This is a genomic window from Streptomyces sp. NPDC001985, from assembly GCF_040296845.1.
In the GTDB taxonomy this organism is placed as follows: domain Bacteria; phylum Actinomycetota; class Actinomycetes; order Streptomycetales; family Streptomycetaceae; genus Streptomyces.
The window spans coordinates 1-25,275 of record NZ_JBEOYB010000014.1; the positions used below are offsets into that span (position 1 = coordinate 1).

The following is a 25,275-nucleotide window of genomic DNA, read 5'->3' on the forward strand; positions in this document are numbered from 1 at the left end:
GCACCGGACGCACCGGACGCACCGGGCTCCCCCGGCGGGAACGGGCTCCGGTGCCGGTGCCGTACGAGACACCACCGCCGCGGGCGGCGGACGCCGTGCGCATCCCGTGATGGACGCGGCCCGTGTCCGCCGATCCCCGGGTGATGGCCGCGGTGGGGCTCAGGCCTGCTGGAAGAGTTCCGCGGGCAGCGGCTTGAGCAGCGCGTAGAGATCGTCGGTGATCGGGCGGTCCCAGCTCGCGATGGTGACCAGGACCTGGTCGCTGCGGTCGAACTGGACACAGGAGATACGGCTCTCGGAGAGCTTCAGCCGGCGCACGATGAGCAGATTGTCGCCCTGCATCACCGGGACGTCCTCGGTGCCGACGACCTCGACGGGCTCGTCGTTCTCCAGGGCGAGGAGGAGCTGGGCCACCTCGAAGGGGATCTGCCCCTCTTCCAGCTCCCGGGCCGGGGAGCCCTCGGGGAGATTGCCGATGATCATCGCGGGGCCGCGTCCGCCGAAGAGGTCATACCGCAGAAAGACGCCCTGACAGGTGCCGTCGGGTGCGGGCAGGAGCCCCGCGCCGAGATTGCCGGGCCAGTCCCCCGGGTCCATGGCCAGGACGTCGAAGTCCGGGCCCGCGGGTGTGGCGGCGCTGCGGCGGCGGAGGAAGGACATACCGCAATGGTACGTGTCCCAGGACACTCGGCCGACCGGGGGCCGGGGTGTGCCGGGGGCGGAATTCCCGGACCGGGGGTGCCGGCCGGTCGTCCCGGGGACGGAGCGGGCGGCGGGCGCCGGGCTTCCCCGGGCACCGGGGTGCGCGGCGCCCCCGGGGCCGTCAGGTCAGGTCGAACTCTCCCTCACGGGCGTTGCGCACGAAGGCCCGCCACTCGGCGGGGCTGAAGATCAGCGACGGGTTCTCCGGCCGGCCGCTGTTGCGCATGGCGATGAAGCCCTCCACGAAGGCGATCTGAACGTCTCCCGCTCCCCGGCTGCCCGACTGCCAGTCGGCGTTGCTGAGGTCGAGTTCGGGCTTCTCCCAGCCCGCAAAGAACTGCGTGGTGGTGCTCTCGGCCACGTCCGTGCTCCTCCCGCGTCGGCTCGGGCCTCAGCCTAGCGATCGACCCCCTTCCCGGACAGGCCGCGGACAGCAGGGGTGCGCGGGCGGTGGTCAGGTCGTGGGGGGCTCCGCTCCGACGAGCCACATGGCGAAGAACTGGGAGCCGCCGCCGTAGGCGTGTCCGAGCGCGCGGCGGGCGCCGTCGATCTGGTGCGCTCCGGCCTGTCCGCGCACCTGGAGGGCGGCCTCCGCGAAGCGGATCATCCCGGAGGCGCCGATGGGGTTGGTGGAGAGGACCCCGCCCGAGGGGTTCACGGGCAGTTCGCCACCGTTTTCGGTGACTCCCGCCTCGGTGAGTCGCCACCCCTCCCCCTCGGCCGCGAAGCCGAGGTTCTCCAGCCACATCGGCTCGTACCAGGAGAAGGGGACGTACAGCTCCGCGACATCGATCTCCCGGCGCGGGTCGGTGATGCCGGCCTGCCGGTAGACGTCGGCCGCGCACTCCCGGCCGGCCCGGGGGGAGACGAAGTCCTTGCCGGCGAAGAGCGTGGGCTCGCTGCGCATGGCGCCGCCGTGCAGCCAGGCGGGGGGTCTCGGTGAGCGGGCTGCGCCCGCCCGGCCGGTGAGGACCATCGCGCAGGCGCCGTCCGACGAGGGACAGGTCTCGGAGTAGCGGATGGGGTCCCAGAGCATCGGGGAGGACTGGACCTTCTCCAGGGTGATGTCGTGTTCATGGAGATGGGCGTACGGATTCCCGAGGGCGTTCCGCCGGTCCTTGTAGGCGACCAGGGAGCCGACGGTCGCCGGGGCTCGGCTGCGGCGCATATAGGCGCGGATGTGCGGGGCGAAGAAGCCGCCCGCGCCCGCCAGCAGCGGCTGCTGGAAGGGGACCGGCAGGGACAGGCCCCACATGGCGTTGGACTCGGACTGTTTCTCGAAGGCGAGGGTGAGCACGGTGGTGTGCACCCGGGCCGCGATCAGCTGGGCGGCGACCAGCGCGGTGGAGCCGCCGACCGATCCGGCGGTGTGCACCCGCAGCACGGGTTTGCCGACCGCGCCGAGGGCGTCGGCGAGATACAGCTCGGGCATCATCACGCCCTCGAAGAAGTCGGGGGCCTTGCCGAGGACGACCGCGTCGATGTCGGCCCAGGTCAGCTCGGCATCGTCCAGGGCTCGCCGGGCGGCCTCGCGGACGAGTCCGGCGATGGAGACATCCCGTCGGGCGGCCCGGTGCCGGGTCTGGCCGATGCCCGTGACGGCGACGGGCTCCTTGTTCATCACCGCTCCCCCTCCAGGACGGCGACCAGGTTCTGCTGGAGGCAGGGGCCCGAGGTGGCGTGGGCGAGCGCGCGGTCGGAGGCGCCCCGGTGGATCGCCGCGGCGGCCTCGCCGAGCCGGACGAGGCCGGTGGCCATCACCGGATCGGCGGCGAGCGCGCCGCCGGACGGGTTGACTCTCACCCTGGAGTCGAGGTTGAGGGATCGGCGGAGGACGACCTCCTGGGAGGTGAAGGGGGCGTGGAGTTCGGCGGTGTCCGGGGGCCGGTCGAAGGCCCCGGCGCGCTCGGCGGCGAGCCGGGTGGAGGGGGAGTCGGTCAGATCGCGCACCCCGAGGCTGTGGGCCTCGACGCGGTGGTCGATGCCCCGAATCCAGGCGGGGCGCCGGCAGAGCCGGCGGGCCCGCTCCCCGGCTGCGAGGATCACGGCCGCCGCCCCGTCGGCGCTCCGGGGGCAGTCCCCGGTCCGCAGGGGCCGGACGGCGTACTCGCCCGGCGGGACGGGGTCCGGCGGCCCTCCGGGGGCGCGGGCCCCGGCGTCGGCGCGGCTGCGGGCGCCGATCGCTGCGAGCGCGGCCTCGTCGGTGAGGCCGGCGTCGATCAGGGCCTGGGCCTGGAGCGCGGCGACGGCCACCGCGTCGGGCCAGAGGGGGGCGGTGTAGTACGGGTCGAGCTGCCGGGTCAGCACCTCGCTCACGTCTCCGGCGGACGGTTTCCCCCAGGCGTACACGAGCGCGGTGTCGGCCTCTCCGGTGAGGAGCTTCACCCATGCCTCGTACAGCGCCCAGGCGCCGTCCATCTCCACATGGGACTCGGAGATCGGCGGCCAGGCGCCGACGCCGTCCAGGGCCATGGTGAAGGAGAAGGCCCGCCCGGCGAGGTAGTCGGACGAGCCGGAGCAGGTGAATCCGATGTCGCCGGTCCGCAGCCCGGTCCGCTCCAGCACGCGGTGGAGGACCGGCATCAGCGTCTCGACCTCGGAGAGCCCGTCGGCGGGGTGGGGCTGCTCGGTCTGGGCAAAGGCGACGATCGCCACCTCGCGGGCGTACCGGGTCACAGCAGCTCCTTGTAGGTGTCGTACTCCGCGTCGGGCTCCCCGGTGGGGCGGTAGTGGTCGGGAGGGCGGCCGGTGTCGGTCCAGACGGGCTCGACGCGCAGGCCCATGCGGACCCGGTCCCAGGGGATGCCGCCGATCCGGGCGTGGAGGGCGAGATCGGCACCGTCGAGGGCGATATGGGCGTAGACGTAGGGAACCTCGATGTCCAGCCCTCGCGCCTTGATGTTGACGACGCAGTACGTGGTGACCGTGCCGCGCGGGCCGACCTCGACCTGTTCGGCGGTGGCGACGCCGCAGGTGGGGCAGGCGCCCCGGGGCGGTACACAGACCTTGCGGCAGTCGGGGCAGCGCTCGCCGACGGTGCGCCGGCCGGCGAGGGCCCGGAGGTGGGCGGTCTGCGCGCGGCCGGGTGTGTAGGTGTAGTCGAGCCGGGCGGGGGTCACGATGCCGGTGACGGGGTCCGGGAAGACTCCGCCGTGGTCGCGGGCGCCGCCTTCCGGCGGGGTGCTGTCGTACGGCTCGAAGCAGGCGATGTCGGTGATGGCCCCGGTGCGTTCGGCGGCCCAGCGGATACGGACGCGGATGCCGGTGCGCACCGCGCCGGGGCCGGGGGCGTCGAGGGCGTGCAGGAGCGCGGTGTCGGCTCCGTCGAGCCGGACGAGCACCCAGGCGAAGGGGGTGGTGAGCGGCTGGCCCCGGCGGGGGGCCGGGTTCCAGGCCCAGGTGGTGACGGTTCCGGTGGGGGCGACCTCGGCCAGGTCGCCCAGTTCGCCGGCGGTGACGGGGTCGTACTCGACGGGGGGTACGAGAATCCGGCCGTCGGTGGTGCGCACGCCGAGGACGGTGCGTTCGCGCAGGCCGGTGAGGAAGGCGCTCTGCACGGGTCCGAGTGAGCGGGTGAAGGGGAACTCCACCACCAGGGGGGCGCTCAGGGGTCCGGTCATCCGGTCTCTCCCTCCGGTCAGGCGCGGCGGTAGACGGGGTCGCGCTTCTCGGCGAAGGCGCGGGCGCCCTCGCGGGCGTCCTCGGTGTCGAAAACCGGCCAGCCGCGGGCGAGTTCGGCGGCGAGCCCCTCGCTCTCGGTGAGTTCGGCGGTCTCGTACACCGACGCCTTGACCGCCTCGACGGCGAGCGGTCCGCAGGCGTTGATCCGCTCGGCGGTGGAGAGGGCCCGGTCCAGGGCGGTGCCGTCGGGGACGACCCGGCCGACGAGGCCGACGCGCAGGGCCTCGTCGGCGCTGTAGGGGCGGCCGGTGAGCAGCATCTCCAGGGCGTGGGTGCGCGGGATCTGGCGCTGGAGCCGGACGGTGGAGCCGCCGATGGGGAAGAGGCCGCGTCTGACCTCGTACAGGCCGAAGACTGCGCTCTCGCCGGCGACGCGGATGTCGGTGCCCTGGAGGATCTCGGTGCCGCCCGCGACGCAGGGGCCCTCGACGGCGGCGATCACCGGTTTCCGGGGGCGGTGGTGGCGGAGCATGGCTTTCCAGTGGAGGTCGGGGTCGGCCTTCATCCGGTCGCGGTACCGCTCTCCCGCCAGGCCGGCGCCGGCGAGGGCCTTGAGGTCCATGCCGGCGCAGAAGGCGCCGCCGGCGCCGGTGAGGACGATGGAGCGGATGGTGTCGTCGGCGTCGGCTTCCAGCCAGCCGTCGTGGAGGCCGACGAGCATCGGCAGCGAGAGCGCGTTCCTCGCCGCGGGCCGGTTCATGGTGAGCACCAGGGTGGCGCCCTCGCGGTGCGCCGTGAGGTGCTCCGTACCGCTGTGTGGTTCCACGTCGTCTCCCATCCGCTTCTCCGATCCGCCTCTCCCGTCCGCCGGACCCCTCCGCGGGCCCGCGTCCCGGGACTGGAACAGGTTGCAGGAGGGGCGGGCGCTATTCAATAGCTTCCTGACAGTCAGTCAGATTTCTTCCGCGCCGCCCCTTCACAGTTGTGCCCGCTGCGGCTCTAATGACGGCCGGAGCCGGGATGCCCAGGGGCAGGAGGAGCGGTGGAGTACAACCTTGCCGACCTTTTCGAGTCGGTCGTGGATGTGGTCCCCGGCCGGGAGGCCCTGGTCGCCCTGGACCATCCCGGGACGGGTGCGGAGCGCCGGCTGACCTACCGGGAGCTGGACGCGGCGGCCAATCGCGTCGCCCACCATCTGACCGGAGCGGGGTTACGGCCCGGGGAGCACCTCGGAATCCATCTCCGCAACGGCGTCGAGTACCTCCAGACCCTGCTGGGCACGCTCAAGGCCCGGCTCGTGCCGGTGAATGTCAACTACCGGTACGTGGAGGAGGAACTGGTCCATCTCTACCGGGACGCCGATCTCGCGGCGCTGGTCTTCGATGCCGAGTTCGGCGGGCGGGTGGCGGCGGCGCTGCCGAGGACGGAGCGGCTGCGCCATCTGCTGCGGGTGGGCACCCCGCCGCCGGACGCGCCCGGGCCGGCCGGGGCCGTCCCGTTCGCGTCGGCCGCGGCACGGGCACCGGACGGGCGCGGCTTCGGTCCGCGGTCGGCCGATGACCAGTTCATCATCTACACCGGCGGCACCACCGGGATGCCCAAGGGGGTGATGTGGCGCCAGGAGGATCTGTTCTTCTCCGGTCTCGGCGGCGGCGCGCCGACCGGTGAGCCGGTCTCCTCGCCCGGGGAGCTGGCCCGGCGGGTCGCCGCGGGCGGCGACGGGATCACCTTCTTCCCCACTCCCCCGCTGATGCACGGCACCTCGACCCTGACGGCGTTCATCGCCTTCGGCTTCGGGCAGCGGGTGGTGCTGCACCGCGGATTCGTCCCCGGCGAGGTGCTGCGGACGATCGAGAAGGAGCGGGTCACCACTGTCTCGCTGGTCGGGGACGCGATGCTCAGACCGCTGGTCGACGCCTTGAGCGGGCCGCTGCGGGGCACCGATCTGTCCTCGCTGTTCAGTGTGTCGTCCTCGGGCGCGATCATGTCGGACACGGTGCGGGAGGAGTTCGCGGCGCTCGCCCCGAAAGTGCTGGTGCTGAACAACTTCGGCTCGTCGGAGTCCGGGTTCAACGGCACCGCGACCGCCGACTCGGGGCCGGAGCGGGGGTTCCGGCTGCGGGTCAACGCGCGGACGACGGTGGTCGACCCGGTGACCCATGAGCCCGTCGCGCCGGGGGAGCCGGGCCGGATCGCCCAGCGGGGGCATGTGCCGCTGGGGTACTACAACGACCCGGAGAAGACCGCGGAGACCTTCTTCCGGCGCGGCGGGGAGCGCTGGGTGCTGCTGGGCGACATGGCGACGGTGGACGAGGAGGGCGTGGTCACCGTGCTCGGCCGGGGCTCGCAGTGCATCAACACCGGTGGCGAGAAGGTGTACCCGGAGGAGGTCGAGCAGGCGCTCAAGTCGCATCCGCGGGTGTACGACGCGCTGGTGGCCGGGGTGCCGGACGCGGTCTGGGGGAACCGGGTGGCGGCCGTGGTGCAGACGCGCGCCGGGGCGCCGGCGCCGGACCTGGCCGAGATCCAGGCGCACTGCCGGACCCGGCTGGCCGGCTACAAGATCCCCCGGCGTCTGGTGATCGCTCCGGAGATCCGGCGCTCGCCCAGCGGCAAGGCGGACTACCGCTGGGCGCGGGCGGTGGCGGTGGCGGCAATGGCGGCCGAGGCGCCGGACGGCTCCTGAAGGGCCGTCCGGGCTCCGGGGCGGTGGCCGGGGCGGCGAGGACGAGGGCGGGGGCTGGGGCTGGGGCGGGGGCGGGGGTCAGATGCCGAACTCCGCCAGCGCGGCGAGGAACTCCTCCGGCCGGGTCTCGTGGATCAGATGCCCGGCGTCGATGGTGACCAGCAGCGCGCCAGGAATCCGCCCGGCGAGCCGGGCGAGCTGCTCCTGGGGGATGTGGCTGGCGGGACCGCCGCCGATCACCAGGGTCGGGGCCTCGATGGCGGCGAGGCGCTCGCCCCACGCCGGGTCCGGCGCGTTCAGCTCCGCGTCGATACTGGGCACCACCGGCCAGTCGAAGGCGAGTACGCCCTCCTCCCGCCGGGTCAGCGGGCGCGGCGGGTCCGGCGGGAACGGGGGCGGCGGGTCCTCGACCACGAGCCGGTCCACCAGTTCGGGTTCCTCGGCGGCGAGCAGGATCGCCGCCACCCCGCCCATGGAGTGGCCGATGACATCGACGCTGTCCAGTCCGAGCCCCCGGATGAAGGCGCTCAGCTCGTTGCGGAGCCGCTCGAAGCCGTACGCGCCGGGCCAGTCGCTCAGCCCGTGGCCACCGAAATCGGGGGCGTACACCCGCCGGGTGGCGGCGAGCCGCTCCGCGATGGCGGTCCAGTCCGCGCCGCTGCCGCCCCGGCCGTGGGCGAGGACGACGGGCGGGGCGGTCTCCTCGCCCCAGGTGCGGTAGGCGAGCCGGACCCCGTCGGCGTCCAGCGCCAGGATGTCCGGGGCGAGGAAGGCGCGGACGGTACGGACGAAGGCGCCGGGGTCGTCGAGCCAGGGGTGGTGGGCGGCGGCCTTGCCCTCGTAGGGGAAGAGCGCCGCCAGCTCCGCCGCGCGGGCGGGTCTGGCCCCGTTGTCGTGGGGTGCGGTCAGCAGCAGCACCGGGGCGTCCAGCAGGGCGAGCGCGGCGCGGGTCGCGGCCGGGTCGAAGACGCCGTCCGCCTCGGTGCCGGGCTCCTCGCTCCCGGCCCGGGTGCCCGGGGAGATCAGGGTGAGGGAGCGGACGCGCGCCGGGTGGCGCGCCGCGTAGAGGGTGGCCAGGTTCCCGGAGGCCGAGTGGGCGAGCAGATGCACCCGGTCCAGGCGGAGGTGCTCGCGGAGCGCCTCGATGTCGTCGGTCTGCCGGTCCCAGCGGCAGGTGGCCGGGTCGGCGGGCTCCGCCGAGCCGCCGGTGCCGCGCAGATCGAGCAGGACCAGCCGGTGGTGGGCGTCGAGCCCGCCGAGCGTTCCGTAGTAGGCGGCTGCGCGGGTGGGGCCGCCCGGCAGACAGATCAGGGGTTCGCCCGCTCCCTTCAGGTGGTAGGCGAGTTCCGTCCCGTCATATGCGGTGAACTTCGGCATGTGCCGATCGTTGCCCGCGCGGGGCGGCGAGTGCAATGGGCCCTGCCGGTCCCGGGCGCGCCGGTGCGCGCCGCGCCGGGCGGACGGGCGGGCGGCGGGCGGGGAGAATTCCGGGCCCTCCCCTTGCCACCGGCCCGAGGGGGCTGACTTACTGATCCACGGAAGCACGACCGAATGATCGGTAGCCCGGTTCGGACGAGTTACGGGAGTGGCCCGAATGGCGGAACTGCTGGACGCGGCGGAGCGGATGGATCTGGCGGAGCTGCGGGAGCTCCAACGGGAGCGGCTGCGGGCGAGCCTGCGCCACGCGTACGAGAACGTGGACTTCTACCGGGCCTCCTTCGACCGGGCCGGAGTGCGGCCCGAGGACTGCCGGTCGCTCGCCGATCTCGCCCGGTTCCCCTTCACCGTGAAGTCCGATCTGCGGGACACCTACCCCTTCGGGATGTTCGCCGTCGAACGGTCCGAGGTGCGGCGCATCCACGCCTCCAGCGGCACCACCGGCCGTCCCACCGTCGTCGGCTACACCCGGCGCGATCTGGACGTCTGGGCCGATGTGGTGGCCCGCTCGATCCGCGCGGCCGGCGGGCGGCCCGGCGACACCGTGCACATCGCCTACGGGTACGGCCTGTTCACCGGCGGCCTCGGGGCCCACTACGGAGCCGAACGGCTCGGCTGTACGGTCGTCCCCGCCTCCGGCGGGATGACCGGGCGCCAGGTCCGGCTGATCCAGGACCTGCGCCCCGAGATCATCATGGTGACCCCCTCGTACATGCTCACCCTGCTCGACGAGTTCGAGAAGCAGGGCGTCGATCCCCGGTCGACCTCGCTGCGGGTCGGGATCTTCGGTGCCGAGCCGTGGACGGAGGAGATGCGGCGGGAGATCGAGGAGCGGTTCGCCATCGACGCCGTGGACATCTACGGGCTGTCGGAGGTGATCGGCCCCGGCGTGGCGCAGGAGTGCGTGGAGACCAAGGACGGCCTTTATGTCTGGGAAGATCACTTTTATCCAGAGATCGTCGATCCGCTGACCGGTGAGGTGCTGCCCGACGGAGAGCCGGGGGAACTGGTGTTCACCTCGCTGACCAAGGAGGCGATGCCGGTGATCCGGTACCGCACCCGTGATCTCAGCCGGCTGCTGCCGGGGACGGTGCGGGCCTTCCGCCGGATGGAGAAGGTCACCGGGCGCAGTGACGACATGATCATTCTGCGGGGGGTCAATCTCTTCCCCACCCAGATCGAGGAGATCGTGCTCCGGACGCCGGACGCGGCCCCCCACTTCCAGTTGCGGCTGACCCGCGAGGGCCGGCTCGACGCGCTGACGGTGTGCGCGGAGGCGCGCCCGGGGACGGCGCGGGAGCGGCGCGCGGTGGCGGCGCGGCGAATCGCGGACGCCGTCAAGGAGGAGGTGGGGGTCTCGGTGGCGGTGGAGGTGGTGGACCCGGGGACGCTGGAGCGGTCGGCGGGGAAGCTCCGGCGGATCGTGGATCTGCGCCCGCCGGCGTCCGAGGGCTCTTCGGGGGCCGCTGGGGAGTTTCTTTCGGATCGGGCCGGATAGGTGAGCGGGGTCCGGTGCCGTGGATCGCGAGGCGGAGGAGGGAGTCCACGCGGAGCACCGGCGACCGGCGACAACGCGGCGGGGCGCGGTGCCGGGGCTCGCGAGCCCGGCACGATCCGAAAGAGACGGCCTAGGGGCTGAACGAGAGGAAGACGAACGCGGCGAAGAGCACCAGATGGACCCCGCCCTGGAGCAGGGTCGCCCGGCCCGGCACCACGGTCAGGGCGCTGACCACCGCCGTGAGGGCGAGCAGGACCATATGGGTGGCGTCCACGCCGAGGACCAGCGGTCCGGAGAGCCAGATGCTGGCGAGGGCGATGGCGGGGATGGTGAGGCCGATGCTGGCGATGGCGGAGCCGTAGGCGAGGTTGAGGCTGGTCTGCATGCGGTCGCGGCGGGCGGCGCGCACCGCCGCGAGGGTCTCCGGGGAGAGGACGAGCAGCGCGATCACCACGCCCACGACCGCCTTGGGCAGTCCGGCGGACTCCACGGTGTCCTCGATGGCCGGGGAGACGAGTTTGGCGTTGCCGACGACGGCGACGAGCGCCAGGATCAGCAGGCCGACGCTCCACCAGGTCTCGCGGTCGCCGGGGGGCGGGGCGTGCTCGTCGGGGTCGCTCTCGCGCCCGTCGGAGGGTACGGGGAGGAAGTAGTCCCGGTGCCGGACGGTCTGGACGCCGACGAAGAGCCCGTACAGGAGGAGGGACGCGGCGGCGGTGAACGCCAGCTGGTCGCCGGTGAACTCCGCGCCCGCGTGGCCGGTGGTGAAGGCGGGCACCACGAGCGTCATGGTGGCGAGGGTGCAGACGGTCGCGAGGGCGCCGCCCGAGCCCTCGGCGTTGAAGACGGCGATGCGGTTGCGCAGGGCGCCGACCAGCACGGAGATACCGACGATGCCATTGCAGGTGATCATGACGGCGGCGAAGACGGTGTCCCGGGCGTAGGTGGAGGCCTTGGCGCCGCCGCCCGCCATCAGGGTGACGATGAGCCCGACCTCGATGACGGTCACGGCGACGGCGAGCACCAGGGAGCCGAAGGGTTCGCCCACGCGGTGGGCGACGACCTCGGCGTGGTGGACGGCGGCGAGCACGGCGCCGATGAGGCAGAGCCCGACGATCGCGACGGCGATTCCGGAGAGGTCGCGTCCCCAGGCGCAGGCGAGGGCGATGACGGCGACGACCGGGACCCAGGTCGACCACTGCGATCGGAGCCTTGCCGTGCCGGTGGTCATGGGGAACAGGCTGCCAGGGGGTGGGGGGTGGCGCGCGGGGGGCTGGGCCAATGGGGGGGCTCGCCGTCCGGCGCACGGGGACGGCTCCTGTGCCACGGGAAACCCGGGCAGACCAAGCCGCTCCGGCGCACGGGGACGGCCCCGGGGCCGGAGGTAGCCCGAGCAAACCCAAGCCGGTCCGGCGCTTGGGGACGTGCCCGGGGCCGCAGGACACCCGGGCAAGCCCAGCCCGTCCGGCGTTTGAGGACGGACCCTGTGCCACAGGACCCCGCATCCTGCGGGCCACGGTCAGGGGCCAGCCCCCGAACCCCCGCGCCTCAAACGCCGGCGAGGCTGAAATACACCAGCCCGTCCGGCGCACCTCCCAGAGGACAGCGCTGGGGGAGCACGAGGACGGGCCCTGCGCCACAGGACACCCGAGCAAACCCAGCCCGTCCGGCGCTTGAGGACGGACCCCGGACCACAGGACACCCGAGCAAACCCAGCCCGTCCGGCGCTTGAGGACGGACCCCGGGCCATCAGGGGGCGGGGTCAGTGAGGAGGGGTGGGGGGCCAGTGCGGGGCGCGCAGGTGGCGTTTGTAGAGCTTGCCGTTCGGGTCACGGGGCATCGACCCGATGAAATCCACCGACCGCGGGCGCTTGTAGCCGGCCAGCCGCTCCTCGCAGTGGGCCAGGAGATCCGCCGCCAGCGCCGCACCGGGAACCCGCCCCGGCGCCGGCTCCACCACCGCCTTGACCTCCTCACCCCAGTCCGCGTGCGGCACCCCGAACACCGCCGCGTCCGCCACCCCCGGATGCGACAGCAGCACCCCCTCCACCTCGGCCGGATAGATGTTCACCCCACCCGAGATGATCAGGTCGATCTTGCGGTCGCGGAGGAAGAGGTAGCCGTCCTCGTCGAGCACCCCGAGGTCGCCCACGGTGAAGAACTCCCCGATCCGGTTGCTCGCCGTCTTGGCGTCGTCCCGGTGGTAGCGGAACCCCCCGGTGCTCATCCTCATGTACACCGTGCCCAGCTCCCCGGGCGGCAGCCGGTTCCCGTCGTCGTCGAGGACGGCGAGTTCGCTGATGGGCCAGGCCCGGCCGACGGTTCCCGGCCGCTTCAGCCACTCCTCGGCCGTGGCGAACGCCCCGCCCCCCTCGCTCGCCGCGTAGTACTCCTCGACACACCGCCCCCACCAGTCGATCATCGCCCGTTTCACCTGCGCGGGGCAGGGGGCCGCGCCGTGGACGGCGTGCCGCATGGAGGAGACGTCGTACCGTGCCCGCACCTCGTCCGGCAGCGCGAGCAGCCGGTGGAACTGGGTCGGCACCATATGCGTGTGGGTGCAGCGGTGCTCCTCGATCAGACGGAGCATCTCCTCGGCCCGCCAGGTGTCCATCAGCACCAGCGGATGCCCGATGTGCAGCGCGGCGGCGGCGAACTGGAGCACCGCCGTGTGGTAGAGCGGTGAGCAGACGAGATGGACATTCCCGTCGAAGGGCCTGATGCCGAAGATCCCGAGGAAGCCGCCGAGGGGGGTCTCCTCGGGGAGCCTGCCCGGCAGCGGCCGGCGGATTCCGCGCGGCCGTCCGGTGGTGCCCGAGGTGTAGTTCATGACCCAGCCGAGGGTGCGGTCCGCGGGCGCGGTGCCCGGCCGGCCGTCGAGGAGTTCGCCGTACGGCCGGAATCCGGGGATGGTGCCGACGGCGTGGCGGTGGCTCGGCGGGAGGCCCGCCTCGTCGGCGGCGGCGCGGGCCGTGTCCGCGAACCGCTCGTGGGCGATGAGGACCCGCGCGCCGGAGTCGGCGACGATCCAGGCGGCCTCGGCGCCCACGAGATGGTGGTTGACGGGGACGAGATAGAACCCGGCCTGGGTGGCGGCGAGGTGGGCGGTGAGGAACTCCGCCCCGTTGGGCAGGACGGCGGCGAAGGCGTCGCCGCGCTTCAGCCCCGCCGCCCGCAGCCCGTGGACGAGTTGGTTCGCGGCGGCGTGGAGCCGTCCGGCGGTCCACCGCTCGCCGTCGGGGGCGGTCAGTACGGTGCGGTGCGGGTCCGCCGCCGCCTGCGCCCAGAACCCGGTCGGCCGCTCGGTCACCGGTCAGCCCCTTCCGGCGATGCGGTTGATCCGGTCCACGGCCCGTTCGAAGCCCCGGGTCAGATCGTCCACGACGGCCTGGACGCCGCGCTCGGAGTTCATCCGGCCGACGATCTGGCCGACGGGGGTGCCGAGCAGCGGTACCACCTCGTACCGCTGGATACGGGAGACGGCGTCGGCGACCAGCAGCCCCTGGAGTGGCATGGGCAGGGTTCCGGGGCCCTGGGGGGTGTCCCAGGCGTCGGTCCACTCGGTGCGGAGCTGGCGGGCCGGTTTGCCGGTGAGGGCGCGGGAGCGGACGGTGTCGCCGGAGCCGGCGGCGAGGAGCTTGTCGGTGAGCGCGCGGGAGTGGAGTTCGGCCTCGGTGGTGGTGAGCCAGAGGGAGCCGAGCCAGGCGCCCTGGGCTCCGAGGGCGAGAGCGGCGGCGATCTGCTCCCCGCTGCCGATGCCGCCCGCCGCCAGCACGGGCAGCGGGTCGACGGCCTCGACCACCTCGGGGGTGAGCACCATGGAGGCGATCTCGCCGGTGTGGCCGCCCGCCTCGTACCCCTGGGCGACCACGATGTCGATCCCCGCGTCGGCGTGGCGGCGGGCGTGCCGGGCGCTGCCGGCGAGGGCGGCGACCTGGATGCCCCGGGTGTGGGCGCGCTCCACGACGTCCCCGGGCGGGGAGCCGAGGGCGTTGGCGAGAAGGGCGATGGGGTAGTCGAAGGCCACATCGAGCTGGGCGCGGGCGACCTGTTCCATCCAGCCGGTGATGCGCCATCCGGAGCGCTCCCCTTCGGGCAGTTCGGGTACGCCGTGCCGGGCGAGGGTGGACCGGACGAACCGGCGGTGGCCCTCGGGGATCATCGCCTCGACCTCGGCCTCGGTGACGCCCTCCACCTTCTTCGCGGGCATCACCACGTCGAGTCCGTACGGCTTGCCGCCGGTGTGCTTCTGCATCCAGTCGAGATCGCGCCGCAGTTCGCCGGGGGCGGTGTAGCGGACGGCCCCCAGGACGCCGAGTCCGCCCGCGCGGGTGAGGGCGGCGGCGACCGCGGGGAACGGCGTGAAGCCGAAGATGGCGTGCTCGATCCCCAGGCGTGTGCTCAGCTCCGTCTCCATGGGCCGCAGGATGCCGCAGCCCGGTGGCCGAGGGAAGAGGTTTCCTGATGCTTCGTCAGAAATCCCCGCGGGTGCGGCGGCGCCGCTCCGGCGTCCGGGGTGGTTGACAGCCCCCGGGCACCGGAAGAAGGTTTCCTTGCTGTTCGGGTTCCGGAAACGACCGTCGGGAGTGGGTTCGCGGATGTCGCAGGACGAGGGCGCGGCGGGGCGGGGAATCAGCCGGCGGAGGCTGGGGGGCGGGGTGCTGGCGCTCGGTGGGGCGCTCGCGCTGGCGCCGATCCCGTTCGCCGAGGCCGCGGAGGGCGGGGCGGGCCGGGGCGCCCCGGACGGCGGGGCGCTGAACGGACCCGGCGGCGGGGCTCGGAGGCCGGTGCTCCGGCACGGCACCCCGGAACGGGCGGGGCTGCTGCCGGGCCCGCTGGAGCGGCTCGTCACCGACGCGGAAACGTTTCTCGGCCCCTCCCCCAAGCACCCCTGGTACGCGGGTGCGGTCCTGCTCGCCGGGCGGGGCGGCACCGTCGCGCTGCACCGGCCGATCGGCAAGGCGCTGCGCTACGCCTCCTACGACGAGAAGACGGACACGGCGGTGGAGCTGCCGCCCGAGCAGCAGATCGCGATGGACCGGGACACCGTCTTCGACCTGGCCTCCGTCTCCAAGCTGTTCACCTCGATCCTGGCGGTGCGGCGGATCGAGCGGGGCGCGCTGGAGCTGGAGGCCGGGGCCGCCGAGTACCTCCCGGAGTTCGGCGCGGCGGGCAAGGGCGGCATCACGGTCCGTCAGCTGCTCACCCACACCTCGGGGCTGCGCTCCTGGATTCCGCTGTACACCGAGCCGACCCGCGAGGGGAAGCTGCGGATGCTGTGGAACGAGGCCCCGGCATCCCCTCCGGGGAGCCGCTATCTCTACTCCGACCTCAATCTGATCACGCTTCAGCTGATCCTGGAACGGATCACCGGTCACCCTCTGGATGTCCTGCTCCACGACGAGATCACCGCTCCGCTCGGGATGCACCGCACCCGTTTCAATCCGCCCGCCTCCTGGAAGCCGGGGATCGCCGCGACCGAGGACGCCCGGCCGCCGTGGTCGGGCCTGGACCGGGGAATGGTCCGGGGCGAGGTCCACGACGAGAACGCCTTCTCGTTCGGCGGGGTCGCGGGCCACGCCGGGGTCTTCTCCCGCGCCTGGGACCTCGCGATCCTCGCCCGTACCCTCCTCAACGGCGGGGTGTACGGAAAGGCGCGGATTCTCCGCCCGGACTCCGTGGAGCTGATGTTCACGGACTTCAACACCGCCTTCCCCGGCGATGAGCACGGCCTCGGCTTCGAGCTGTACCAGCACTGGTACATGGGTGCGATGGCCACCCCGCGCACGGCGGGACACACCGGTTTCACCGGGACCAGCCTGGTCCTCGACCCGGGCAGCGACTCGTTTCTGATCGTGCTCGGCAACTCCGTCCACCCGGTGCGCACCTGGCGCTCCGGCAGCGCCCCCCGCGCCGCCGCGGCCAACCATCTGGCGCGGGCCGTCGCGGTGCGCCCCGAGCGGGGACGCACCGCCTGGTTCTCCGGTACGGCCGCTTCCGCGACGGCGACCCTCGCCCTGCCGGAACTCACCGGGCTCGGGCGGCGGGCCCGGCTGCGCTGCTCGCTCTGGTGGGACACCGAGCCGGGGGCGGACCTGCTCCTCCTGGAGGGTTCGCCGGACGGCGGGGCGAGCTGGCGGGCGGTGCCGTTCACCACCGTACGGCCGGGAGAGGAGGAGGCCGTCCACTCCACGGGGTCGGTGAGCGGCTGGTCCGGGCGGGTCTGGCACCGGCTGACGGCGGATCTGGCGGAATGGGCGGAGGGACGGGGGACGGGAGTGCGGCTGCGCTGGCGGTACGCGACGGACCGGCTCCACTCGGGCCGGGGCGTGTATGTGGACGCGATCCGGGTGGAGGACGCCGGACGGACGGTCTTCGACGAGTCCCGGGCACGGGACGCGGCCCGGATCGAGGCGGTGGGGTGGGTCCGGTCCCGGGACTGAGGGGCAGGGCAGGGGCGGGCCCAGGGAGGTTCCTTCGGGTCGGGCCGGGTCGGTGAGCGGGGTCCGGTGCCGTGGATCGCGAGGCGGAGGAGGGGGCCCACGCGGAGCGCCGGCGACCGACGGCAGCGCGGCGAGGCGCGGTGCCGGGGCTCGCGAGCCCGGCACGATCCGAAAGTAGACGGTCTAGTGGCCCAGCGCCGCCATCGCGGCGTTGTGGCCGGGGATTCCGCTCACTCCCCCGCCGCGCACCGCGCCCGCCCCGCACAGCAGCACATTCGGGTGCCGGGTCGCCACGCCCCACCGGCCGGCCGGCGCGTCGTCCGCGTAGGGGAACGCCAGGTCCCGGTGGAAGATGTGGCCGCCGGGGAGCCGCAGCTCGCGCTCCAGATCGAGCGGTGACTTGGCCTCGACACAGGGCTCGCCGTTCTCGTCGGTGGCGAGGCAGCTCTCGATGGGCTCCTCCAGATGGGTGTCGAGTTCGGCGAGCGTGGCCGCCAGCAGCGCGGCACGGGTGGCGTCGTGATCGCCGGCGAAGAGCCGGGCGGGGGTGTGGAGACCGAAGAGGGTCAGGGTCTGGCACCCCTCGGCGGCGAGCCGGGGGCCGAGGATCGACGGATCGGTGAGGGAGTGGCAGTACAGCTCCGACGGCGGTGCGCCGGGCAGCCGGCCCGAGGCGGCCTCCCGGTAGGCCCTCGCCAGCGCGGTGTACCCCTCGGAGACATGGAAGGTGCCGGCGAAGGCATCGCGCGGGTCGACGGAGTGGTCCCGGAGCCGGGGCAGCCGCCGCACCACCATGTTCACCTTGAACTGGGCGCCCTCGACGGCCGGTGGCGGCTCCTCGCCGAGCAGGGCGGCCAGTTCCGTGGGTGAGGCGTTGACCAGCACCCGGCGGGCGCCGACCGCTCCCTCGGCACGGCCGGCGCCGTCGGCGGCCAGGGCGCGGAAGGCGACCCGGGCGTCCGTGCCGTCGGTCTCGATCGCGGTCGCCTCGTGCCGGGTGACGATCTCCGCCCCGGCGTCGCGGGCGGCGGCGGCCAGCGCGTCCGTCAGCGCTCCCATGCCGCCGACCGGCACATCCCAGTCGCCGGTGCCGCCGCCGATGACGTGGTAGAGGAAGCAGCGGTTCTGGATCAGGGACGGGTCGTGGGCGTCGGCGAAGGTGCCGATGAGGGCGTCGGTGAGCACCACCCCCCGGACCAGGTCGTGCGAGAACCACTCCTCGACCGCCACCCCGAGGGGCTCCTCGAACAGCAGCCGCCAGGCCCGCTCGTCGTCGATCCGCTCCCGCAGCTCCCCTCGGGTCGGCAGCGGCCCGGTCAGGGTGGGGAAGACCCGGCGGGCGACCCGCGCGGTCATGGCGTGGAAGTCGCGCCAGGCCGTGTACTCGCGCTCGTCGCCGGTGAGCGCCGCGAAGGACTCCCGGGTCCGCCCCGCGCCCACCAGCAGTCCGCCGGAGCCGGCCGGGGTGTACGAGGAGACGGTGCGTCTGCGTACGGAGAAGGCGATCCCGAGATCGCGCACGATCTTCCCGGGGAGCAGCGAGACGAGGTACGAGTAGCGGGAGAGGCGGGCGTCGACCCCGGCGAAGGGGCGGGTGGAGACCGCCGCTCCCCCGGTGGCGGCGGCGCGCTCCAGGACCAGCACCGAGCGTCCGGCGCGGGCGAGATAGGCGGCGGCGACCAGGCCGTTGTGGCCGCCGCCGACGATGACGGCGTCGTACGAGCTGTGGAGGGGCGAGCTGTGTACGGGCATGCCCGGGACCCTAGTGCCCCCGGGGGCGGGTTCCCAGAGAGCAGGCGCGCGCGACGAGCCGGGGGGCGCGGGTGCTGGGCGCGGGTGCTGGGGGGCGGTCGGGTGACGGGAGCGGTCAGGTGCCGCGGCGCTCGCGGAGGGCGGCCACCCTGCGGTAGAGCTGCACGGCCTCGGTGTGGCGGCCCAGCTGTTCCAGGCAGTGCGCCTCGTCGTTGCGGCTGGCCAGGGCGTCGGGGTGGTCGAGGCCCAGCACCCGCTCGCGGGCGGTGGCGACCTGTCCGTAGACGGTGAGGGCCTCGTTCCAGCGGCCGAGCCAGCCGAGGCCGACCGCCACCTCCCGGCGGCTGACGAGGGTGTCCGGGTGGTCGGGGCCGAGCACCCGCTCGCGCAGGGCGCCGACCTCCAGGGCCTCGGTGAGCGCCTCGTCCCAGCGGGTGAGCCGGCCGAGGTTGACCCCGAGGCCGTGGCGGGCGCGCAGGGTCTCGGGGTCGGCCGGGCCGTGCAGCCGGGTGCGGTCGTCCACCAGGAGGCGGTACAGCTCCAGGGCCTCGGTGCTGCGGCCGAGGCGGCCGAGGCTTATGCCGACCTCGTAGCGGGCGGCGAGGGTGTCGGGGTGGTCGGGGCCCAGCGCCCGGGCCCGGGCCGCGGCCACCTCGCGGTAGGTGGCGAGCGCCTCGGTCCAGCGGCCGAGCCTGCCCAGGGCGTACGCCACTTCGTACCGGGTGACGAGGGTGTCGGGGTGCTCCGCGCCGAGCACCGCCGCCCGCGCCGCCGCGACCTCGCAGACCAGCCGGAAGGAGTCCTCCAGACGCCCCAGTCTGCTGAGATTGAAGGCGAGGTTGTGCCGGCAGCGCAGAGTGTCGGGGTGGTCGGGGCCCATGCCGCGCTCGCGGGCGGCGAGCACGGCGGCGTAGACGTCGTTGGCCTCGAAGTGGCGGCCGAGCTGTCCGAGGACGTACGCCGTCTCCTGCCGGGCGGCGAGGGTGTCCGGGTGGTCGGGGCCCAGCGCCCGCTCCCTGCCGTCGGCGACGCGGACGAACTCGCGCAGCGCGTCCTCGGCGCGGCCGGTCCTGCTGAGGGTGAAGCCGACCTCGTAGCGGCTGGCGAGGGTGTCGGGGTGGTCGGGGCCGAGCGCGTGCTCGCGTTCGGCGGCGACCGCCCGGTGGACCTCCCCGGCCTCCTCCCAGCGGCCGAGCCGGCCGAGGCTGAGCCCGGCGTTGTGCCGGCCGGCGAGCACGCCGAGCAGCTCGGGCGACGGTGTGGGCCGCTCGGTCCCGGCCCGGGGCGTCGGCAGTCCTCCGCCGCCGCGCGGGTCGGTCAGGGTGGTCCACTCCCCGGTGAGGCCCGCGCTGTGGTCGGGGAGCACGGTGCGCAGCCCGGTGTCCACCGCCTTGTGACCCGCCGTCATCCCCCGGGTCCACATCGGCAGCCCCGGCAGCCCCGGCAGCCCCGGCTCGAAGCCGGGCGGGACCGGGACCGGGGCGGCGTGGGCGCTTCCCTGACGGACGATTCGGCGGCGCAGGTCACGGGCGTCGGACGGCCGCTCGTCGGGGGTCTTGGCGAGGAGGTCGAGCACCACCCGCTGGAAGTGGTCGGGGATGTCGTCGCGGTGGGTGTGCAGGGGCTGCGGCACGGTGTCGCGGTGGCCGACGAGGACTGCCCAGGCGTCCTCGTGGTCGAAGGGGGGCACGCCGGTGACGATCTCGTACAGCACACACCCCAGGGAGTAGAGATCGCTGCGGTGGTCGATGACGCCGCCGCCGATCTGCTCCGGGGACATGTAGTGCGGGGTGCCCATCGCGATGCCGGTGCCGGTGAGCTTGGCGGAGATGCCCATGTCCTCGCCGAGGCGGGCGATGCCGAAATCGCAGATCTTCACGGCGCCGTCGGTGAGCCGCATGATGTTGGCGGGTTTCAGATCGCGGTGGACGATGCCGCGCTCATGGGTGTAGGCGAGGGCGTCGGCGACCTGCTCCGCGATGTCGACGACCTCGTGGACCGGGAGCGGGCGGCGGCTGTTCTGCTCCAGGAGCTGGCTGAGGTTGTGGCCCTCCAGCAGCTCCATGACGAGATAGAGCACCCCTTCGTACTCGCCGAAGTCGTGGACGACGGTCACGCCCCGGTGCTGGAGGTTGGCGGCGACCCGGGCCTCCCGGCGGAAGCGCTCGCGCAGCACCGTGGTGAACGCGGAGTCGTGCTGGGGCGCCATCGGCTTGAGGCACTTGACCGCGACCCGGCGCCCCAGGGACTCGTCGACGGCGCTCCACACCTCGCCCATGCCCCCGCGCCCGATGACTTCGAGCAGCCGGTACCGGCCCTGGATCAGCCTGGTCTCCGCCATCGCGTGGTGTCAGCCCCCGTCTTTCCGCTCCGCCCTCCACGGCAGCACCAGTATGGCCGCCCGACCGCGCGGTTTGTACGGGCCGGGCCGCCCGGCGGGTCCGAGCCGCGCCCCGGGGGTCCGGGGGCGGGGTGGAGGGCAGGGGGGTGGGGGCACGGGGTGGGGGTTCCTTCCGGGGGGCTTGAGGGGAACTTGCCCGGGGGGAGGGGGGCGCCAACCGGAATTGGGGGGCCGTGTTCGCGGGGGTGTGCGCGGGGCGCCCGGGCATGTGTGTCTTCGGCCCGTCTGTGGGGTGCCTCCCAGAGGGAGCTCTGGGGCGTTCGAGGGCCCCGCGCCACGGGTGAGCCGGGGTGATCTCAGCCCGTGCGGGGGCAGCTCCGGGGGAGCTTGAGGACGGACCCCGCGCCACGGGAGGCCCGAGCCATCTCAGCCCGTCCAGCACACCCAGCCCGTCTGGGGGCACCTCCCAGAGGCAGCTCCGGGGGAGCTTGAGGACGGACTCTGGTCCACAGGAGGCCCGAACCATCTCAGCCCGTCCGGCGCTTGAGGACGGACCCTGGTCCACAGGACCCCGCACCCTGCGGGCCACGGTCGGGGGCCAGCCCCCGAACCCCCGCGCCTCAAACGCCGGCGGGGCTGAGTGGGCGCGGCTCAATCGCAGGCCGGACTGGGGTTGCCCAGGTCGCCAGCGGGCCTGGGGTAGGCGCCCGAACGCCGGAGAGGATGAGGGGCGCTGCCCAAACGCCGGCCGGACTGGGGTTGCCCAGGTCGCCAGCGGGCCTGGGGTGGGCGGCCCAAGCGCCGGAGAGGCCGGGGGCGCGGCCCGAACGCCGGAGAGGCTGAGGGGTGCTGCCCAAGCGCCGGAGAGGCCAGGGGTGCTGCCCGAACACCGGAGAGGCTGGAGTGGCGCTGCCCGAACACCGGAGAGGCTGGAGTGGCGCTGCCCGATCGCCGGAGAGGCTGAGGGCCGGCTCAAACGCCGGAGGGCAGGATTTCGTGCCTCGGGTCGCCGGAGGGGCTGAGAGGGCGCGCCTCAAACGTCCGCACGGGTGGATTGGCACGCCTCAAACGCCCACAGGCGTGGTCGCCTGCCCCGGACACCGGAGAGGGAGAGTGGTGGGCCTCGCCGCCGGGGGCCCGGGCTCCCGAGGCGTCAGGGGGTCTCAGTGGGGCAGCGCGGAGCGCTTGGTGAAGGTGACCGGGCGGAGGCCGGTGAGGCGGTCGAGGACCGCTTCGAGGCCCTCCTTGCGCCGGGGAGTGTCCAGCGTCCGCTCCCAGCCCTCCGGCACCCGCGCCCCGGCGGGCCACAACCCGTGCAGCCCCTCCCCGTTGGTCAGCAGGACATGTCCGTGGTCGTCCGCGCGCTCGGCGGGGTTCGGCATGGTGGTCTCCTCGGGAAGGCGGCTGCTGCCCTGAGCACGCGCCGGGTGCCCCCGGTGGTTCACTCCCGGGTTTTGAGCGGGCGACGGGCTCCGCCCGTGCTCCCGTTGAGACGAACCGGCGCCACGGGAAGGACGGAACAGAGATGACGGCGGTGGCACAGCGCCCTGCGGACGGCTCCACCGGGGGACGGCGGCCCGCACCGCTGCCCCGTGAACACCCGCCAGGCCATGGCGCTCCGCCGACCGGGCCCCCGGTCGGCCGCGTGACGGTCTGGGGCGCCGCGGCGGCCCTGGCGGCGGTCGGCGTCGCGGCCCCGCCCCTGCCCGGAGCCGCCTCGCTGGCCGCCGCCGCGCTCCTGACCGGGGTCACGACCGTACGGCTGGGGGGCCGGTCCCTCGCCGACCGGGCGGCGGCCCGGCTGCTGCTGTGGGCCCGGGGACGCGCACCCGGCACCTCCCCCAGCGGCCCGGCGGCCGCGCTGCGGCCCCTGCTGCCGCGCTTGAGTGTGCGGCGTGCCGAGGGCCGCAGCCGTACCCGGCTGGGCATCGTGCACGACGGCCGGGCCTGGGTGTCGCTGGTCGCCGTCGAGTCCGGCCCGGGGCCCGGGGACGGCGGCGGCCCCCGGGAGCTGCCGCTGCGGGAACTGGGCGACCTCCTCCACCTCGACGACATCTGCTACGACTCCGTCCAGCTCCTGGTGCACAGCGTCGGCGCGCCGGACGGCCCCGACGGCGCGGGGGAGCTGTGCGCCGGCGCCTACCGCCAGCTCAACACCGGTTCCGCTCCGGTGCTGCGGCAGATCTGGGTGGCGGTCCGGCTGGACGAGGCCGGGTGCGCCGCGGCGATCGCGGCCCGGGGCGGCGGGGAGCCGGGAATCCGCCGGGTGCTGCGGCGCGGTGTGCTCGCGGCCGTCGCCGTACTCGCGGACGCGGGGTGGCGGGCCCGGGTCCTCGACGAGGAGGAGGCCGCCGGGGCGCTGGCCGAGGCGGCCGGAGCGCCGCCGGGGCCGGGCGGGGCCACCGGGCCCGCCGCGGCCGAGAGCTGGAGCGAGTGGCGCGCCCACGGCACCGGCCATGTCACCCACCGGGTACGGAAGTGGCCCCGGGAGACCGGTCTCACCGGACTGCCGGAGCTGCTGGCGGCGCTCCCGGCCCGTGCCACCGCGCTGTCGGTGACCTTCACCACCACCCGGGAGTGCGCCGTCGCGGTACGGACCGCCGGGGCGGCCCGGGAGGCCGGCGACGGACTGCCGTCCGCCGCCCGCGCCCTCGGCACCCCGTTGGCGCGGCTCGACGGGGAGCACGCGGCGGGGCTGCTGGCCACCGTGCCCCTGGGGCTGTCGCCGGGACGCGGGGCCGACCGGGGCCGGGCACCCGCCGTGCTGCCCCTCGCCGCCGGGGGAGTCGTCCTCGGCACCGACCGCGACGGCGTTCCCGTACCGGTCCCGCTGATCCGGCGGGAGCCGCTGCGGCTCGGTGTGCTGCTGGAGCGGGAGCGGGCCGCGCTCGTGGTGTTCCGGCTGCTCGCGGCGGGGGCACTGGTGCATGTGCGGTCACCGCGACCCCAGGTGTGGGCGGGGCTGCTGAGAGCCTGTGGGGCCGGTCGCGACCGGCTGGACATCGGCCTGCCGGGCGGTGCGACCCCGCCGCCCGGTTCGCCGCTCCGTCCGGTGGTGGTGGTCGACGAGTTCACCGGGGGCGGCGGCGCGCCGAGGCCCGATCTGGGCGCCTGGCAGCTCGGTGTCGGCCTGCACCGGCAACCGCCCGGCGGGGACACCGAGGCGCTGCGCCGGTACGACGCGGTACTGGCCCCCCGGGTCGCGCTGCCCACCGCGCGCCGGCTGACCGAGGCCTACGGGCTGCCCGGAGAGGCGCTGCGAACCCTGCCGGTGCTGCCCGGCGACGCGAGCGCGCTGCTGCTCCCCGGGGAGCTGCGCACACTGTGGATCAGGCCGGTGCCGGCCGAGGAGGCCCTCCTCACCGCCCCGGTGCCGCCGAGCCATGGCTGAGCGGAGGTTCGTCGGCGCGGTGCTCGTCCCGGCGCTCCTGGTCGTGGGCGGGCCGGTGGCAGCGGCCGCGCCCGCCGACCGGTGCGCGTCCGCGTCCGTCCGCACCACTCCCGAACTGCCCTGGTCCCAGGCTCGGCTGGACCCGCAGCGCGCCTGGGACCTCACCCAGGGGGAGGGTCAGACCGTCGCCGTGGTGGACTCCGGCGTGGACGGTACGGTGCCGCAGCTCGCGGGCGGGGTGCTGCGCGGCGCGGACGTGGTGGGCGACAGCGGCCGGGGGGACACCGACTGCGTGGGGCACGGGACCTTCGTCGCGGGGATCATCGCGGCGCGGCCGGTGGCGGAGCTGCGGTTCGCGGGGGTGGCGCCGGGTGCGCGGATTCTGCCGGTGCGGCAGACGACCGACGGGGCGGACGGCACCGCCGACGGGATGGCGCGGGCGATCCGGCGGGCCGTCGACGCGGGCGCCGGGGTGATCAATGTGTCCGTCAACTCCCCCACCAGGAGCCGGCTGCTGGACGAGGCGGTGCGGCACGCGCTGGCCGGGGATGTGCTGATCGTCAGCTCGGCGGGGAACACGGACGGCGCGGAGGGCGGGGCGTCCGGCGCGGTGAGCTTCCCGGCCGGGTACCCGGGGGTGCTGGCGGTGGCCGCGGTGGGGCGGGACGACCGGCCGGCGCCGTTCTCGGCGAGCGGGGAGTTCGTGGACATCGCGGCGCCGGGGGTGGACATTCTGAGCCTGGGGACGGGCGGGCCGGGGCACCGGGTGGATCAGGGGACGAGTTTCGCGGCGCCGTTCGTGGCCGGGACGGCGGCGCTGGTGCGGGCCAGGCACCCCCGGCTGACGGTGGAGCAGGTGATCCACCGTATCCAGGTGACGGCGGATCATCCGGCGGCGGAGCTGCCGGAGCCCGGGGTGGGGTGGGGGATCGTGAATCCGTTCGAGGCGGTGACGGCGGTGGTGCCCGGGGAGGCTCCGGCGCGGGTCTCCCCGCCGGGGCGGACCCCGTCGCCCGTCGCGGAGGCGACGCCGCCCGATGCCTCTGGCGGGGCGGCCGCGGAGCCGGGGGCGCGCGGGGTGCTTCCGCTGCTGCTGGGGGTCATGGGGCTGACGGCCGCGGCGGTACTGGCCCTCACCCTGGCCCGGCGCCGGGCGCTTCGGACACGGCACGGACGGTGGCGTACCGGCCGGTGACCCGCCCGGCCGCCGGGTCCGGCTCGCTCGCCCCGGGTCTCGGGCCCGGGGCGTCGCGGTCACCGGCGGACCGGCGGCACCGGTACGCCCCGGTACGCCCCGGTCGGCTCCGGTCCGCGCCGGCTCCAGGGGCCCGCGCGAGCGTCTGGTCCACGCCGGCCACGCGCACATTCAGCGGGTTCGGCACGGCGGGCCGGCCGGGGTGTCGG

Annotated in this window: 18 protein-coding genes; 5 read left to right on the forward strand and 13 right to left on the reverse strand. The window is 74.6% G+C overall.

The genetic code is table 11. The features are described from left to right. Window positions 1-159: 159 nt before the first annotated feature. The 6 genes from ABT122_RS08615 to ABT122_RS08640 all read right to left on the reverse strand — a co-directional run bounded on the left by ABT122_RS08615 (window position 160) and on the right by ABT122_RS08640 (window position 5,161). Window positions 160-660, reverse strand: coding sequence for a hypothetical protein (locus ABT122_RS08615; protein ID WP_351547421.1), 501 nt, complete (start codon window positions 658-660; stop codon window positions 160-162). 163 nt (window positions 661-823) lie between these two features. Beyond that, on the reverse strand, window positions 824-1,063 hold the full coding sequence (locus tag ABT122_RS08620) for a DUF397 domain-containing protein (RefSeq protein WP_351547424.1): 240 nt from the start codon (window positions 1,061-1,063) through the stop codon (window positions 824-826). Window positions 1,064-1,156: 93 nt separating this feature from the next. Next, window positions 1,157-2,323 carry a thiolase family protein gene (locus tag ABT122_RS08625; RefSeq protein ID WP_351547427.1) on the reverse strand — a complete coding sequence of 389 codons (1,167 nt, stop codon included), beginning with the start codon at window positions 2,321-2,323 and terminating at the stop codon, window positions 1,157-1,159. After that, window positions 2,323-3,378: a thiolase family protein gene (locus ABT122_RS08630; RefSeq protein WP_351547430.1), complete on the reverse strand. Its 1,056-nt coding sequence runs from the start codon at window positions 3,376-3,378 to the stop codon at window positions 2,323-2,325. Before ABT122_RS08630 ends, ABT122_RS08625 begins: the two co-directional genes overlap by 1 nt. Beyond that, window positions 3,375-4,322: a Zn-ribbon domain-containing OB-fold protein gene (locus tag ABT122_RS08635; protein WP_351547432.1), complete on the reverse strand. Its 948-nt coding sequence runs from the start codon at window positions 4,320-4,322 to the stop codon at window positions 3,375-3,377. Before ABT122_RS08635 ends, ABT122_RS08630 begins: the two co-directional genes overlap by 4 nt. Window positions 4,323-4,339: 17 nt before the next feature. Continuing rightward, window positions 4,340-5,161 (reverse strand): crotonase/enoyl-CoA hydratase family protein, encoded by an 822-nt coding sequence (locus tag ABT122_RS08640; protein ID WP_502976119.1) that lies wholly within the window; start codon window positions 5,159-5,161, stop codon window positions 4,340-4,342. A gap of 204 nt (window positions 5,162-5,365) precedes the next feature. Between ABT122_RS08640 and ABT122_RS08645 the strand changes: the two genes are divergently transcribed. After that, window positions 5,366-7,009, forward strand: a complete 1,644-nt coding sequence (locus tag ABT122_RS08645; RefSeq protein WP_351547437.1) for an acyl-CoA synthetase — start codon at window positions 5,366-5,368, stop codon at window positions 7,007-7,009. A 78-nt stretch (window positions 7,010-7,087) separates the two neighbouring features. On the opposite strand, the gene ABT122_RS08650 is transcribed toward ABT122_RS08645, so the two are convergent. Further along, window positions 7,088-8,386, reverse strand: coding sequence for an alpha/beta fold hydrolase (locus ABT122_RS08650; protein WP_351547440.1), 1,299 nt, complete (start codon window positions 8,384-8,386; stop codon window positions 7,088-7,090). Between the two features lie 217 nt (window positions 8,387-8,603). Here ABT122_RS08650 and paaK point away from each other — a divergent pair, with 217 nt between their 5' ends. Continuing rightward, window positions 8,604-9,944, forward strand: a complete 1,341-nt coding sequence (gene paaK, locus ABT122_RS08655; protein WP_351547443.1) for a phenylacetate--CoA ligase PaaK — start codon at window positions 8,604-8,606, stop codon at window positions 9,942-9,944. Between the two features lie 130 nt (window positions 9,945-10,074). On the opposite strand, the gene ABT122_RS08660 is transcribed toward paaK, so the two are convergent. From ABT122_RS08660 to ABT122_RS08670, 3 genes are all read right to left on the reverse strand, one after another. Beyond that, window positions 10,075-11,175, reverse strand: a complete 1,101-nt coding sequence (locus tag ABT122_RS08660; RefSeq protein WP_351547446.1) for a calcium:cation antiporter — start codon at window positions 11,173-11,175, stop codon at window positions 10,075-10,077. A 531-nt stretch (window positions 11,176-11,706) separates the two neighbouring features. Continuing rightward, the gene (locus tag ABT122_RS08665; RefSeq protein ID WP_351547448.1) at window positions 11,707-13,254 is read right to left on the reverse strand and encodes an acyl-CoA synthetase; all 1,548 of its coding nucleotides are present in this window, start codon (window positions 13,252-13,254) and stop codon (window positions 11,707-11,709) included. A 3-nt stretch (window positions 13,255-13,257) separates the two neighbouring features. After that, window positions 13,258-14,361 carry a nitronate monooxygenase gene (locus ABT122_RS08670; protein ID WP_351547451.1) on the reverse strand — a complete coding sequence of 368 codons (1,104 nt, stop codon included), beginning with the start codon at window positions 14,359-14,361 and terminating at the stop codon, window positions 13,258-13,260. A 181-nt stretch (window positions 14,362-14,542) separates the two neighbouring features. On the opposite strand from ABT122_RS08670, the gene ABT122_RS08675 reads away from it, so the two are divergent. Continuing rightward, a complete protein-coding gene (locus ABT122_RS08675; RefSeq protein WP_351547454.1) occupies window positions 14,543-16,387 on the forward strand; it encodes a serine hydrolase domain-containing protein in 1,845 nt (614 codons plus the stop codon). Window positions 16,388-16,570: 183 nt separating this feature from the next. Here the strand turns inward: ABT122_RS08675 and ABT122_RS08680 are convergent, their stop codons facing one another. From ABT122_RS08680 to ABT122_RS08690, 3 genes are all read right to left on the reverse strand, one after another. Continuing rightward, the gene (locus ABT122_RS08680; RefSeq protein WP_351547457.1) at window positions 16,571-18,139 is read right to left on the reverse strand and encodes a phytoene desaturase family protein; all 1,569 of its coding nucleotides are present in this window, start codon (window positions 18,137-18,139) and stop codon (window positions 16,571-16,573) included. A 115-nt stretch (window positions 18,140-18,254) separates the two neighbouring features. After that, entirely contained in the window at window positions 18,255-20,480 is a 2,226-nt protein-coding gene (locus ABT122_RS08685; RefSeq protein ID WP_351547460.1) for a serine/threonine-protein kinase, read from the reverse strand. 1,163 nt (window positions 20,481-21,643) lie between these two features. Beyond that, window positions 21,644-21,862 carry an MbtH family NRPS accessory protein gene (locus ABT122_RS08690; protein WP_351547462.1) on the reverse strand — a complete coding sequence of 73 codons (219 nt, stop codon included), beginning with the start codon at window positions 21,860-21,862 and terminating at the stop codon, window positions 21,644-21,646. Between the two features lie 263 nt (window positions 21,863-22,125). Here ABT122_RS08690 and eccE point away from each other — a divergent pair, with 263 nt between their 5' ends. Both eccE and mycP read left to right on the forward strand, forming a co-directional pair. Further along, a complete protein-coding gene (gene eccE / locus ABT122_RS08695) occupies window positions 22,126-23,871 on the forward strand; it encodes a type VII secretion protein EccE (protein WP_351547464.1) in 1,746 nt (581 codons plus the stop codon). Next, complete coding sequence (gene mycP / locus ABT122_RS08700; protein WP_351547467.1) at window positions 23,864-25,066, forward strand: type VII secretion-associated serine protease mycosin; 1,203 nt, start codon at window positions 23,864-23,866, stop codon at window positions 25,064-25,066. Before eccE ends, mycP begins: the two co-directional genes overlap by 8 nt. The last annotated feature ends 209 nt before the right edge of the window (window positions 25,067-25,275 follow it).

Bases quoted from the DNA above. Each gene is read 5' to 3' on its own strand.
- ABT122_RS08685 (WP_351547460.1), bottom strand. From the start codon at position 20,480: ATGGCGGAGACCAGGCTGATCCAGGGCCGGTACCGGCTGCTCGAAGTC.
- ABT122_RS08690 (WP_351547462.1), bottom strand. From the start codon at position 21,862: ATGCCGAACCCCGCCGAGCGCGCGGACGACCACGGACATGTCCTGCTG.
- mycP (WP_351547467.1), top strand. From the start codon at position 23,864: ATGGCTGAGCGGAGGTTCGTCGGCGCGGTGCTCGTCCCGGCGCTCCTG.
- ABT122_RS08625 (WP_351547427.1), bottom strand. From the start codon at position 2,323: ATGAACAAGGAGCCCGTCGCCGTCACGGGCATCGGCCAGACCCGGCAC.
- ABT122_RS08650 (WP_351547440.1), bottom strand. From the start codon at position 8,386: ATGCCGAAGTTCACCGCATATGACGGGACGGAACTCGCCTACCACCTG.
- ABT122_RS08635 (WP_351547432.1), bottom strand. From the start codon at position 4,322: ATGACCGGACCCCTGAGCGCCCCCCTGGTGGTGGAGTTCCCCTTCACC.
- ABT122_RS08615 (WP_351547421.1), bottom strand. From the start codon at position 660: ATGTCCTTCCTCCGCCGCCGCAGCGCCGCCACACCCGCGGGCCCGGAC.
- paaK (WP_351547443.1), top strand. From the start codon at position 8,604: ATGGCGGAACTGCTGGACGCGGCGGAGCGGATGGATCTGGCGGAGCTG.
- ABT122_RS08680 (WP_351547457.1), bottom strand. From the start codon at position 18,139: ATGCCCGTACACAGCTCGCCCCTCCACAGCTCGTACGACGCCGTCATC.
- ABT122_RS08675 (WP_351547454.1), top strand. From the start codon at position 14,543: ATGTCGCAGGACGAGGGCGCGGCGGGGCGGGGAATCAGCCGGCGGAGG.
- ABT122_RS08670 (WP_351547451.1), bottom strand. From the start codon at position 14,361: ATGGAGACGGAGCTGAGCACACGCCTGGGGATCGAGCACGCCATCTTC.
- ABT122_RS08660 (WP_351547446.1), bottom strand. From the start codon at position 11,175: ATGACCACCGGCACGGCAAGGCTCCGATCGCAGTGGTCGACCTGGGTC.
- ABT122_RS08640 (WP_502976119.1), bottom strand. From the start codon at position 5,161: ATGGGAGACGACGTGGAACCACACAGCGGTACGGAGCACCTCACGGCG.